This is a genomic window from Anaerosolibacter sp. (genome assembly GCF_029240175.1).
In the GTDB taxonomy this organism is placed as follows: domain Bacteria; phylum Bacillota; class Clostridia; order Peptostreptococcales; family Thermotaleaceae; genus Anaerosolibacter.
Genome location: NZ_JARBTM010000016.1, coordinates 152568 through 165625 on the forward strand (window position 1 = coordinate 152568; position 13058 = coordinate 165625).

The 13058-nt window shown below is 40.6% G+C and carries 11 protein-coding genes; all 11 read right to left on the minus strand.

Features of this window, described 5'->3' with window-relative positions; genetic code table 11:
• Nucleotides 1-323 precede the first annotated feature (323 nt).
• Nucleotides 324-500 (minus strand): hypothetical protein, encoded by a 177-nt coding sequence (locus K0R93_RS12560; RefSeq protein ID WP_300301821.1) that lies wholly within the window; start codon nucleotides 498-500, stop codon nucleotides 324-326.
• Between the two features lie 176 nt (nucleotides 501-676).
• Nucleotides 677-2557 carry a molecular chaperone HtpG gene (htpG, locus tag K0R93_RS12565; protein ID WP_300301824.1) on the minus strand — a complete coding sequence of 627 codons (1881 nt, stop codon included), beginning with the start codon at nucleotides 2555-2557 and terminating at the stop codon, nucleotides 677-679.
• 136 nt (nucleotides 2558-2693) lie between these two features.
• Complete coding sequence (locus tag K0R93_RS12570; protein ID WP_300301827.1) at nucleotides 2694-3353, minus strand: 3-oxoacid CoA-transferase subunit B; 660 nt, start codon at nucleotides 3351-3353, stop codon at nucleotides 2694-2696.
• Nucleotides 3353-4006 (minus strand): acetate CoA-transferase subunit alpha, encoded by a 654-nt coding sequence (gene atoD / locus K0R93_RS12575; RefSeq protein WP_300301830.1) that lies wholly within the window; start codon nucleotides 4004-4006, stop codon nucleotides 3353-3355. Before atoD ends, K0R93_RS12570 begins: the two co-directional genes overlap by 1 nt.
• Before the next feature lie 26 nt (nucleotides 4007-4032).
• A complete protein-coding gene (locus K0R93_RS12580; RefSeq protein ID WP_300301832.1) occupies nucleotides 4033-5211 on the minus strand; it encodes an acetyl-CoA C-acetyltransferase in 1179 nt (392 codons plus the stop codon).
• 327 nt (nucleotides 5212-5538) lie between these two features.
• Nucleotides 5539-6984 carry a sigma-54 interaction domain-containing protein gene (locus tag K0R93_RS12585; protein WP_300301834.1) on the minus strand — a complete coding sequence of 482 codons (1446 nt, stop codon included), beginning with the start codon at nucleotides 6982-6984 and terminating at the stop codon, nucleotides 5539-5541.
• Between the two features lie 91 nt (nucleotides 6985-7075).
• Nucleotides 7076-8023 carry an ABC transporter substrate-binding protein gene (locus tag K0R93_RS12590; RefSeq protein ID WP_300301836.1) on the minus strand — a complete coding sequence of 316 codons (948 nt, stop codon included), beginning with the start codon at nucleotides 8021-8023 and terminating at the stop codon, nucleotides 7076-7078.
• A 17-nt stretch (nucleotides 8024-8040) separates the two neighbouring features.
• Nucleotides 8041-8787, minus strand: a complete 747-nt coding sequence (locus K0R93_RS12595; protein WP_300301838.1) for a polysaccharide deacetylase family protein — start codon at nucleotides 8785-8787, stop codon at nucleotides 8041-8043.
• 190 nt (nucleotides 8788-8977) lie between these two features.
• The gene (gene treR, locus K0R93_RS12600) at nucleotides 8978-9691 is read right to left on the minus strand and encodes a trehalose operon repressor (RefSeq protein WP_300301841.1); all 714 of its coding nucleotides are present in this window, start codon (nucleotides 9689-9691) and stop codon (nucleotides 8978-8980) included.
• Between the two features lie 35 nt (nucleotides 9692-9726).
• Nucleotides 9727-11391 (minus strand): alpha,alpha-phosphotrehalase, encoded by a 1665-nt coding sequence (gene treC / locus K0R93_RS12605; protein ID WP_300301843.1) that lies wholly within the window; start codon nucleotides 11389-11391, stop codon nucleotides 9727-9729.
• Between the two features lie 150 nt (nucleotides 11392-11541).
• Nucleotides 11542-12975 (minus strand): PTS system trehalose-specific EIIBC component, encoded by a 1434-nt coding sequence (gene treP, locus K0R93_RS12610; protein WP_300301845.1) that lies wholly within the window; start codon nucleotides 12973-12975, stop codon nucleotides 11542-11544.
• Nucleotides 12976-13058: the final 83 nt, after the last annotated feature.

Consider the following 13058-nt stretch of genomic DNA (forward strand, 5'->3'; position numbering starts at 1 on the left):
CCCGTGAATTATCTCTTTAGGTCGAAAAGAATGCTTTTGAACCCTAGCCATATAACGGTGGCACTTCTACTTTCCGTAGAATCCCGGCCTTGTTTACTTTAACCTCTATTTCAACTTGGCAGCTCTGGAGTGATCATTGTATACCTTATTAACACCGATTCTCAGCAATCTCGGCTCTCTGTAGTCAAAATTCTAGTATTTTTCTCTCCGTCATAACTTTTATCATATTTAGTTTTGTCCGTCATAACTTTTAGAATCTTTGCTTTTGTCCATCAACTTAAGACTTATTATACTAGGGTGTTTAAATTTATGCAATAGTAAATCTATAAATAATTTTCAGTAATTTTTTCCCAAATCAAGGAAAACGCTTGCTTCAAGGGTAGGTAGGTAATGAAAAAACTGAAGCCATTGTTGTATAAAAATACGCTAGAAGATTGAGTATAGGAAGTAGGGGCGCGGGTTTCCCCGCCCGAAGACCCCTCAATCCATGTATTACCCATTGTAGGGAAGGCCCCCTGTGGCCTTCCGTTTGTAGAATAGATAAACATTGTGCCCAATCAAGGATTTGAGATGTTAATGATATATCTGCCGGAACGGCACAGGGGCACGTTCCCTACGGTTATACCACCTCAAACACTGCAAAAAGGGAGCAGCCCCTGCTGCTCCCTTTCTCTTCCTAGGAAATCATCTTTTTCATAAGCTCATTGCTTCGTTTTATGAACTTTGTCATAGCCTCTGGTGCAAGGGGCTTATGGCTAAGCACTGCCAAATCATATACCTGCTGGGCAATTAAATCCAACAGCTCTGTTTCTTCATTGGCATGGCCTAGAATATATTTAATCAAAGGATGCTTTCTATTTAACACAAGGGTCTCTTCGCTAGGGAACATGCCTGGGTTGAAGCCGCCCATGCTGTAGCGCTTCATCATTTCCTGCATTCTTCGATTATCCTCCCCTAGGATGATCATCCCTGCCACGTCCTCAGACTTTAAGCTTTCCAGCTGAACTTTACAATCCTCTTTGCCCAATGCTCTCTTAAAGACCTTGATCATGCTTTCCACTTCTGTCTTACCAGTCTCTTCATCGGTTTGATCCTGTTCTTTCATGAGATCCGAAATATCTGAGTCCACTCTTTTAAAGTGTATATCATTCTTTTTCGCTTCTATATGGGATATGAAGGCCGAGTCAATGCTGTGGTCTAAAATCACAGCCTCTACCCCATGCTCCTTTAATAATCCCACATACTGGGCCTGCTGCACAGGATCTGAAACGTAGTACACCTGCTTTTCTAGTTTTCCAGTATGGTTCTCTAAGTACTCCTGGATGGTCACATGTTTTTCATCCGTTGTTTTGTATAGGAGGATGGATTCTACCTTCTCATAGAATTTATCATCCTTGATCGATCCGTATTTAATAAATGGACTGATGTCATCCCAGAATTTTTCAAAGCCTTCACGATCTGTCTTGAAGAGACCATTTAGCTTGTCAGCCACCTTCTTGGTAATATAATCAGAAATCTTTTTGGTAAAACCATCATTTTGAAGAAAGCTTCTAGATACATTTAGAGGTAAATCAGGACAGTCAATAACACCCTTCAAAAGCAATAAGAACTCTGGAATTACTTCCTTGATGTTGTCTGCCACAAAGACTTGGCTATTATACAGTTTGATGCGGCCCTCAATGGTATCAAACTCCGTGCTTAATTTAGGGAAATACAAAATCCCCTTTAGGTTAAACGGATAGTCCATATTTAGATGAATCCAGAAAAGCGGTTCCTGAAAATCCCTGAAGGTTTTTCTGTAGAACTCTTTGTACTCCTCATCGGTGCAGGCACTTGGCTGCTTCAGATATAAAGGCAGTACATCATTTAGGGCCTCTGGTTCTGAAATGATAATATTTCCATCCTTATCTTTCTCTGGTTCCTTATCTGCCACTTCAAAATAGATAGGATACGGCATGAAGGAGCAGTATTTTTCAATGGTGGATCTTACGGTATATTCACTTAAGAAGGTTTCTCCATCTGGTCCCAGATGAAGGGTAATTTCCGTTCCCCTATCACGTCTGCTGCCTTCCCCCATTTCAAACTCTGTGCCGCCGTCACAGTGCCACTTCACACCCGCAGCCCCTTGCCGATAGGATAAGGTGTCAATTTCCACCACATCAGCTACCATGAAAGCTGAATAAAACCCAAGGCCAAAGTGGCCAATGATCTGATCAATATCTCCCTTGTCCTTATAGGTCTTAATAAAATCCTCGGCACCTGAGAAAGCAATCTGATTGATATATTTCTTTACTTCCTCATCGGTCATACCAATACCATTATCAATGAATTTTAACGTTCTTGCCGTTGTATCCAGGATCACCTTTACCTGAAAATCCGTTTTGCCGCCTAGGTCAGCCTCTCCTAGGCTGCTCAACCGCTTTACCTTGGTAATGGCATCACAAGCATTTGAGATCAGCTCTCGAATAAAAATGTCGTGGTCTGAATAGAGCCACTTTTTAATGATGGGAAAGATATTCTCACTATGAATAGACAAACTTCCTTTTTCTGTACTCATAAATGCCCTCCTTGTCATTTGAAATTATGTTAGATTATGGATTGAATGCACACAATCCATTTACACATTTATATTACAACTTTATAAATTTCTAGTCAATAAAAAATTAGCACTCTCGAGATGAGAGTGCTAATTTTTATATTTCCATAGGTTTCAAATCCTCTGCAACAATGATATCTGCTTCTGTTGCGGCCTTTATATCATCCACAGTAAATTCCGGATGAATCTCTTTCAACACGATCCCCTGGGGTGTAATCTCCATCACACCCATCTCCGTGATGATCAAGTCTACCTGTTGTACTGCCGTTAAGGGAAGACTGCACTTCTTTAATATTTTTGGTGCACCCTTTGCCGTATGCTCCATGGCAACAATAACTTTCTTTGCCCCAACGACTAAATCCATGGCACCGCCCATACCAGGAACCATTTTTCCTGGGATCTTCCAGTTCGCTAGATTTCCTTCTTGGTCTACTTGCAGTGCCCCCAGCACCGTAGCATCCACATGTCCTCCCCTTATAATGGTGAAAGACATGGCGCTGTCAAAGAAAGCTCCGCCACTCTTAATGGTTACAGGCTGACCACCTGCATTGACGATATATTTCTTTTCCTGTCCTGCTTCTGCTGCTGGTCCGAGACCTACAAATCCGTTTTCAGATTGAAGAATAACATCTATGTCTGGCGATAAATAATTTGCTACCATAGTAGGTAAGCCAATCCCTAAGTTTACAACATCTCCATCTTTAAATTCCTTGGACACTCTTTTGGCTATGACAATCTTCACTTCATTTTTATCCATTATTTATCACCGCCCACAATATAATTTACAAAGATTCCTGGCGTCATTACCTCATTAGGATCTAACTCACCTACGGCTACTGTCTGCTCTGCTTCAACAATCACTATATCAGCTGCTGTAGCCATCAAAGGATTGAAATTTCTCTCTGCACCTTGATAGAGAATGTTTCCTTTTGTATCCACCTTGTGTCCAAAGATTAGTGCCACATCCGCCTTTAACGGTAATTCTAACAAATAAGTTTTCCCGTCCAATACCATCTTTTCCTTACCTTCTTCTACCTCTGTACCTACACCTGTTGGTGTTAAGATACCACCTAAGCCAGCACCGCCTGCCCGTATCTTTTCTGCCAGGCTTCCTTGGGGAACCAAATTCACTTCCGTTTCTTTTTCGTTCATTTGTCGTCCAGTTTCAGGATTGGTGCCGATATGGGAGGTAATGATCTTTTTAAACTGCTTATTCACAACCATTTTTCCAACACCTGCATCAGGAAAAGCCGTATCGTTGCAGATCAAGGTTAGATCCTTTACACCTTTTTCAACCAACGCATCGATTAACTTGTGGGGACTTCCACAGCCTAAAAATCCTCCCACCATGACTGTCATACCATCTCGAATATGGGTTACAGCCTCTTCTATAGATACGATTTTATTCATAAAGTTATCCTCCTTTGCCTTTCTATCTATCGCTTAATCACCATGGCAATTCCCTGTCCGCCGCCAATACAAAGGGTCGCCAGTCCTGTCTGTGCCTCTCTCTTGATCATTTCATGTATTAATGTCACCAAAATTCGTGTTCCAGATGCACCAATCGGATGTCCTAAGGCAATGGCCCCACCGTTAACATTTGTCTTTTCAGGGTCTAGGCCTAAATCCTTTACCACGGATAAAGACTGTGCTGCAAAGGCTTCATTGGCTTCTACCAGGTCGATATCCTTTGAGGTAAGTCCGGCCTTTTCCAATGCCTTTCTAGAAGCAGGTACAGGTCCATATCCCATAACTTTTGGATCAAGCCCTGCTGAAGCAAAGGAAACAATGGTTGCCAAAGGTTTTAGGCCCAGCTTTTCAGCCATTTCCTTGGACATAAGTACCAGTGCAGCAGCACCATCATTGATACCGGAAGCATTTCCTGCAGTAACTGTTCCATCCTTCTTGAAAGCCGGCTTCAGTTTGGATAAACTCTCAAGGGTAGTACCGAACTTTGGATATTCATCGACAGCAACCATAAGGGGTTCTCCCTTTCGCTGTGGTACAGGTACTGGCACAATCTCTTCATTGAATCTTCCTGACTTCATGGCTTCTTCTGCCCTGCTCTGACTTTGAAGAGCAAATTGGTCCTGCTCCTCCCTAGATATGTTCCATCTTTCTGCAATGTTTTCTGCAGTGATACCCATATGATAGTCATGGAATATATCCCATAAACCATCATGTACGATGTAGTCAACCACCTTTTGATCTCCCATTCTCATGCCCCATCTAGCACCCTCTAAAAGATAGGGAGCAGAGCTCATGCTTTCCGTTCCTCCAGCCAGTACCACATCAGCTTCTCCCACCATGATAGATTGGGCGGCTAAAGCAACTGTTTTTAATCCAGAGCCACATACCTTGTTCACTGTAAAGGATGAAACTTCTTCTGGGATACCCGCACCCATGGAAACCTGTCTTGCCACATTCTGTCCTTGCCCTGCTTGCAGTACATTTCCAAAGATTACCTCATTGACCATCTCTGGTTTAATTCCTGCCTGTTTGATCGCTTCCTTTGCAGCTACTGTGCCAAGCTCTACCGCAGACACATTTTTAAAACAACCGCCAAAAGCACCTATAGGTGTTCTAACTGCACTTACAATAACAACTTCTCTCATATAAAATAGCCTCCTTATTCTCATCATCATTTTTTCTGTCAGTAAAATTATCGAAACACTATATTTATATAGCAATTTTTATACCAACTTTTATCCTATGAAAGAAACCCCTATTTTTCAAGGCCTTATATACTTTTATATAAAATACCCTTTTTTCCTAACAGCATTTCCCTTACAAGTGTAGAAAAAACTCTACACTCGCAAGGGAAATGCTGTTCTTTTCCTTTGTTAAAAGATAGTTTTTTACTACAATTCCCTTTTTTCCAAAAATAAAGATAGTGTAGAAAAAATTCTACACTATCTTTGGTCTGTATCTCATTTTCTACACTATTTGTTTTTACAATCATCCCATATAGCAAGGTCTATTCCATAGGCCTCCATTTTTTTATAGATGGCCGTTCTATGGATCCCTAATTTTTTCGCAGCTAGGGTTCGGTTTCCACCACATGCCCGAAGGGCTTTCTGAATTCCTTCTATTTCAGCCTTGGCTACCATATCCTTTAGCAGCAGTGATTCTTCTGCTGCCTCCCCAGTCATTTTTTTGTACTTCTTCAAATACTCGGGCAGGTGTTCCCATTGGATCACTTCTCCCTGGACTATATTTAAAGCACGCTCTAGGATATTTCTCAGTTCCCTTGTATTTCCAGGCCAATCATGGACACTCAAAATATCTAAAGCTTCATCAGAAATCTTTTTAGGCCCTATCTTTAACTCATTGGCTAGACTTTCTAAAATATAGGCTGTCTGTAAGGGGATATCTTCTTTTCTCTCCCGAAGGGGAGGAATATCAATTCGTACCACATTCAAACGGTAGTATAAATCCTGCCGAAAAGCTCCCTTGTAAATTGCTTCTTCTAGTTTTTCATGGGTAGCCGCTATGACCCTTACATCTAGTTCAATGGGATGGGTACCCCCTACCCTTTCGAATTCTCTGCTTTCCAGTACCCGAAGAAGCTTAGCCTGCATCTCTAGCGGCATATCTCCAATCTCATCTAATAATATAGTTCCGCCTTTGGCCAGCTCGAATTTCCCCAGCTTCCCTTCTTTTTTTGCTCCTGTAAAAGCTCCGCCCTCATAACCAAATAACTCTGCCTCCAAGAGCTCCTTTGGAATTGCTGCACAGTTAATAGACACAAAGCTCCCGTATTTTCTCAAGCTGGCATTGTGCACAGCATGGGCAAAAAGTTCCTTTCCAGTACCGCTTTCTCCTTGAATAAGTATGGTTGAATTACTCTCCGCTGCCCTTCTGGCAATTTCCTTCAGGTACATCATATGCCTATCCTTTGTGATAATATGATCAAAGGAATACTTGGCTTCATAGAATTTTTTGATTTCTCCCCGGTATTTATGAACCGTACTCATCAATGTTTCCATTTTCAGGGTCAAGGATTTAAGTTCCTTTACATCTTTAAACATGACGGTTCCGGCAGCCCCGATGATCTTGCCATCCTTGATAATAGGCACCCGGCTCGTAATCATATCGTGGCCCTGTATCTTTTGTATTTCTCCCAGTTCCTTTTCTCCTGTCCGTGCCACAATATGGAGTCTTGTATTTTCAATGACATCCTGGACATGCTTATTCAATACATCCTCTTCTTTAATTCCCAATAGTTTTTCATAATTCCATTTTACAATTCTGCCTTCTTTATTTACTAACACCATTCCATGATAGGCATTATCAAAAAGCTCCTCGATCATCTCTATGCTTTCTTTTAGCTTTCTCATTTGTTCACTAGGGTCGTTCTCCATACTATTTAAAAAGGTTCCTTCCATCCCATTGATCCCTCCCCAAGCTAGATTTATCTATGTAGAATGAGCCAAGGATAATTTTCCCTGGCTCAAGCTTCTGTCATTTATTCTAAAACTATTCAATAAAGCTAAAATCACTTACATCCTTCAGTTCGTAGGTCTCTTTGATCATTTCCTTTGCTTTTGCCCATTCTAAAACATCTGCAAAGCTCTCATCCGTAATCTTCCGGGCCTTCTCGTAGGTTACATCACTGTTTAAATAACTTACCACCGCATCCGGGAATCCATAGCTGGTAAGAATCTGGCCATACTCAGATGCATCTGTTTCATTTATATAGTCTACCGCCTTGTTATATGCATTGTAGAATCCTTTTAATCCCTTAGGCTGGGCTGCAATAATCTTTTCACTAAATAATAATGTTCCTGCTTTTAATCCATATTCTTTAGAGCCAGCCAATACTTTAGCACCCCTAGAGGCAAGTAATGTAGCCTGGGGCTCCGTAAAGACAACGGCACTGACTTGATCCGCCATTAGTGCCTCGAAACGAGCAGGAATGGACGGAATTGCTACGATTTCATAGCTGATGCCATTTTTTTCTGCCATCTCATCCATGATGTATTCCAAAATCAAGTTAGGAATAATGGACACATCTTTGTTGTTTAGTTTATCGAAGGTGTCGATGCCAGAGTTTGGTGAGGTTAATAGCTTGAAATCTTCATTGATATCAGAAGTAATCTTCATGCCAAATCCAGCTTCATGGAAGGTTAAAGATGTCATAACATCTGCGATCATTCCATCGATCTGACCTGCCTGTACTGCTACATTACGATCATTGGGAGAATTAAAGGGTACCAGTTCAATATTGACTCCCTCTTCTTCAAAAAATCCCTTTTCCTTGGCAATAATCAATGGAATTGCTGATTCCGCAGGAAGGGTTGCAAATTTTATGGGTGCTGCTGCCTCTTCTGGTGGTGTTTCCACCGGTGCTGGCTTTGACCCGCATCCAGTGACCAATAATCCTAGGGCAATCAATACTGTTAATAATACACTATACTTTTTCATCATTTTTCCTCCATTCACTATTTCTTAAATATCTCTTGAAACTTGTCCAATCCTAAGCCTAAAAATACGCCATTTCTCTTGAGCTTTAGAGGATCTGTTCCTAAATCATTCGGCCCCGCTTCTGTGGTAAAAGCCAGATGAAATCCCATATCCTGAAGCCACGCCACCACTTCTTCTGTGAGAATGCCAAAGGGGTAGGCAAATACTTTTTTTGTACTTACGTAATCCTCACATGCCATAATATCTCCACGGAAGTCTGCTTCATCCACGGTTTGCAATGCCGTAAGTCCATCATTTCTGGTATGTAGGCTCTTTGTATGGTTGGCATATTCAAAAACATCTTTCATGTTTTCTAGCTCTTCCTTCGAAAGGCACACGGACTGACTATTGGCATAGGGCCTAAATTCATTGAAAAGCCAATCCAGTACCACAAACCCTACAGCATGAAACTGATATTTTTTTAAAATAGGGTAAGCGTAGTGTAAAACCGATTGATACAGATCATCAAAGGTTAACAACACGGATTTCTCTGGTAAAGGCTTATTGTTATAAAAAAAGTCTATGATTTCTTCTAATCCCAGGGTATGATAATCGTTTTCGTACAAGTACTGCATTTGTGCTTCAAAGTCTTCTAAAAAAACAAACAAAGGCTTTGGCAGTACATCCTCATATCCTTGATTGACGACGATTTTGGACGGACTATTCATATGGAAATCGTCTTTCTTAATAATCTCATGATACATCAACGTGTGAAAATGGCCCATGAAAAGGTTCCTCCAGTCAGCTTTTTTCAGTATTGTAGTTATTTTCTTCACCACTAACCAATATAATGGTATAATACAGCAAGTCATATGTCAAACGAATATCCTGTTCTTGCCAACATACCAAAAAATGCCATGATCCGTTTCAAAGAATCATGGCATTTTTTATGTTCTTTCTCTCTTCTATTGTTACTTAATGCTTTCTTCTGGCAAAATCCACAAATCTAAATTTATCCGGTCTATGTCTGGATTCTGTATATTGAAAAAGGCTGGCATCTTCCAAATAGGTATAGTTTTTTACGACAACAATCATGGTGTGGCCTTCCAAATCTAAGTGCTTTCGATCTTCCTCGGTAGCCTGTTGAACGGTAATTTCTTTTTTTGCAAAGCTGATTTTCAACCCTAAGTCATTCTCAAGATATTCATATATAGAGTTTTCGCAAATTTCCCTTGTCAAATAGGGTACTACTTTTCTATTAAGAAAATCTTTGTCTAAAATGATCTTCATATCCTCGATTTCTCTAACTCTGATGACCTTCCATACGTCCTCATGCTTGGACAAGTCTAACTGTTTTCTTAGATAGTCATCGGGTTCGATAATTGACAATTCCTCTAAAATAGTATTTGACTTTGCATCCATTCTTTCAGCCAGTTCTTTAAAACTGGTAAGACCTGATACGCTGAAATCGAATTTATGGATATCTAAAACAAAGGAACCTTTGCCCTTTATTTTTTGGATGTATCCGTTTCGCTCCAGCAAATTAAGGGCTTTTCTGATGGTATCTCTGGAAACCTCATAAATTTTCATCAATTCATTCTCTGAGGGAAGCTTCACACCAGACTCCAACTTGCCATTTTCAATTTTGCTCACGATTTCATTAAAAATTGTAAAGTATTTGCTATCCATCTTTCATCACCGTAGTCATTTTACCATTTTTATCCTCATTTTTCAAGGTGATATACGATAGCCTCATAGGGACGCAGCTTCATTTTTCTAAATGATCGTGGGGAATCGGCGTAATTGGAAATCAATATTTTACTTCTATACCCATCCAGGTTGACTTCCTGTGGCAATTCAAACCATGCATCTTGACCAAAGAAATTATTCACCACCAATAATCTTTCTGACTGATAGGCCCTGATATAGGCAAATATATGGGCATCCTGCTCCAATAGGGGCTGATACGTACCATAGGGAATAATGTCTAATATCTTACGCAAACGGATCAACTGCTGATAATGATGGAATATAGAATTTGGATCTTTCAGTGCATTTTCTACATTGATTTGTTGATAATTTTTTCCTATAGATATCCAAGGTGTCCCTGTTGTAAATCCCCCATGACCTTGGCTGTTCCACTGCATAGGTGTACGGGAATTATCCCGGGACTTTGCCTTTAGGGTTTCTAGGATTTCCTTCTGGTCTTTCCCTTGCTTCAGCAGGATGTCATAGTAGTTGATGGATTCCACATCCTTATATTGATCGATTTCCTCAAAGTATGGGTTGGTCATACCGATTTCTTCTCCCTGGTAAATATAAGGAGTTCCCCTGAGCATGTGTATGGCAGTAGCCAGCATCTTGGCCGACTCCCCATGATACTTTCCATCATCCCCAAATCGTGATACAATCCGAGGTTGATCGTGATTGCACCAAAATACTGCATTCCATCCATTGCCTTCTTCCATTCCGGTGTGCCATTCATTAAAAATCCGTTTCAATTGCTTGAAATCAAAATCCATTCGGGTCCATTTGTCTCCATCCTTGTAGTCCACTTTTAGATGGTGAAAATTAAATACCATGGATAATTCCTTTTCCACTGGATTTGAATACTTGATGCAGTTATCAATGGTGGTAGAAGACATTTCCCCTACGGTAATAATATCTTCCCGTCTTCCAAAGGTTTCTCTATTCAGACCTTTTAAATAATGGTGTATACGGGGTCCATCTGTATAGAAACTTCGTCCATCACCCGCTAGGTCATCTTCATAATGGTCTGGCTTTGAAATCAAATTAATAACATCTAGACGAAAACCCTTTACTCCTTTTTGAATCCAAAAGTTTACGATATCATAAATCTCTTTTCTTAGATCTTCATTCTCCCAGTTTAAATCTGCCTGGGTGGTATCAAATAGATGCAGATAGTATTCATCAAGGTCCTCTACATATTGCCAAGCTGATCCACCAAATTTAGAAGCCCAGTTGGTTGGTTCTTTCCCATGTTTAGGCGGTTTAAAGATATAATACTGCTTATATTTGTCGTCTCCCTCTATAGCTTTTCGAAACCATGGATGGGCGGTGGATGTGTGATTAAATACCATATCCAGCATCACATCAATTCCCCTGCATTGGGCTTGGGTCACCATTTCTTCAAAGTCTTCCATGGTTCCAAACAGAGGATCAATATTACAGTAATCTGCCACATCATATCCATTGTCTCTTTGGGGAGAAACATAAAAGGGTGTCAGCCATATATAATCCACACCTAAAGCCTTTAAATAATCCAGTTTTTCTGTTACGCCCTTTAAGTCACCGAATCCATCTCCATTGGCGTCATGAAAGGATTTGGGATAGATTTGATACACCACGCTCTTTCTAAAGTCCTTCATACGATCTGCTCCTTCAGCTATAGGTAATAAAGTCCAATCATATCTGCAATATAGAACAAAAGCATTTCTTTTCTATTAAGAAAAAGAAGGGGATCTTGACTCCCCTCTCCTTCCTTGTTGTATTCTTTATGACTTCTTTTCAGCTCTATCTTAAGCCGTCACTTTCTTTTCTTTCTTAAATAATGATTTTTTCTTGGCAAAAGCAATGGTGAGTAAAAATGGTACTGCAATAGCAGCCACCATGGCGATGGCAAAGGTAATCATGTGCTGAGGTTGAATCGATAAAATTCCTGGTAACCCTCCAACGCCAATGGAGTTCGCCATAACCCCCGTACCCACGGATAATACCGCTGCCGTAGCTGATCCTATCATGGCTGCAAAGAATGGATATACATACTTTAGGTTGATACCAAACATCGCTGGCTCAGTAACCCCTAGATAGCATGAAATCGCCGCTGGAATAGATACTTGCTTTTCTTCTTCATCATCCTTGTTCAAGTAGATCATAGCCAATACCGCAGAGCCTTGGGCAATATTTGATAAGGCAATCATCGGCCATAGATTGGTGCCCCCCAGCTCACTCATCAGCTGTAGGTCAATGGCATTGGTCATATGATGTAACCCAGTAATTACCAAAGGCGCGTAGGTAAATCCAAAAACTGCTGCAAACAGCCATCCTAAAGATGAAGTTAATCCTGTATATACAACATCAGATATCACAGAACCGATTGCCCAGCCAATAGGACCTAATACTACGTGAGCAAGGAGTACTGTAGGTACCAATCCGAAAAATGGTACGACGATCATGGAAATATAATCGGGTACAATATCTCTTAATTTGATCTCAAGGTTTGCTAGGACAAATCCTGCCAATATGGCTGGTATAACCTGGGCTTGATACCCAATCATCTTTATCTGAGTAAATCCAAAATCCCAAACAGGTGCCTCAGCACCTCCTGCCACCCCATAGGCATTTAACAGCTGAGGTGAAACCAAGGTAATTCCCAGTATGATTCCTAATATCTGGGTAGTTCCCATTTTCTTAGAAATAGACCAGGTAATCCCTACTGGAAGGAAGAAAAATACTGCTTCACCAATTAACCATAAGAAATGATGGACACCACTCCAGAACTGAGAAACTTCTGTTAGGGATTTCGTTCCTTCCTCTAGAAGCTTAATATCTCCAATCACATTCCGGAAGCCTAAGATCAAACCTCCAACAACAATGGCTGGGATCAATGGTGCAAAGATTTCACCCAGATGGGAAATCAATCTTTGTAATAGATTTAGATTTTGTCGCGCAGCCTTCTTCACTTCATCCTTACTGGCAGTCTCTATTTTTGCTTTTTGTACAAGCTCATTGTAGAAGGTAGATACATCATTTCCAATAATGATCTGAAATTGACCAGCTTGAGTAAATGTACCTTTTACAGCCTTTATTCCTTCAATCTTCTCAATGTCCGCTTTTTTCGGGTCTTTTAAAACAAACCGCAGCCTTGTTGCACAATGGGATACCGTGGCAATATTGTCTTTACCACCAATAAATGCTAATAATTCCAAAACCTCATTCGAAAACTTAGCCAAACCCAAAACCCCCCTTTTATTCTTTTAATAGTGTACCGCATGAGAGATCCAATTAAAAACCTTTTCTCCTATGTAGGACATGT

What these genes read in the sequence shown, in the direction of transcription:
- treC (WP_300301843.1), bottom strand. Translation starts at nt 11,391, where the DNA reads ATGAAGGACTTTAGAAAGAGCGTGGTGTATCAAATCTATCCCAAATCC.
- treR (WP_300301841.1), bottom strand. Translation starts at nt 9,691, where the DNA reads ATGGATAGCAAATACTTTACAATTTTTAATGAAATCGTGAGCAAAATT.
- K0R93_RS12590 (WP_300301836.1), bottom strand. Translation starts at nt 8,023, where the DNA reads ATGAAAAAGTATAGTGTATTATTAACAGTATTGATTGCCCTAGGATTA.
- K0R93_RS12570 (WP_300301827.1), bottom strand. Translation starts at nt 3,353, where the DNA reads ATGGATAAAAATGAAGTGAAGATTGTCATAGCCAAAAGAGTGTCCAAG.
- atoD (WP_300301830.1), bottom strand. Translation starts at nt 4,006, where the DNA reads ATGAATAAAATCGTATCTATAGAAGAGGCTGTAACCCATATTCGAGAT.
- K0R93_RS12580 (WP_300301832.1), bottom strand. Translation starts at nt 5,211, where the DNA reads ATGAGAGAAGTTGTTATTGTAAGTGCAGTTAGAACACCTATAGGTGCT.
- K0R93_RS12560 (WP_300301821.1), bottom strand. Translation starts at nt 500, where the DNA reads ATGGGTAATACATGGATTGAGGGGTCTTCGGGCGGGGAAACCCGCGCC.
- K0R93_RS12595 (WP_300301838.1), bottom strand. Translation starts at nt 8,787, where the DNA reads ATGGGCCATTTTCACACGTTGATGTATCATGAGATTATTAAGAAAGAC.
- htpG (WP_300301824.1), bottom strand. Translation starts at nt 2,557, where the DNA reads ATGAGTACAGAAAAAGGAAGTTTGTCTATTCATAGTGAGAATATCTTT.
- K0R93_RS12585 (WP_300301834.1), bottom strand. Translation starts at nt 6,984, where the DNA reads ATGGAAGGAACCTTTTTAAATAGTATGGAGAACGACCCTAGTGAACAA.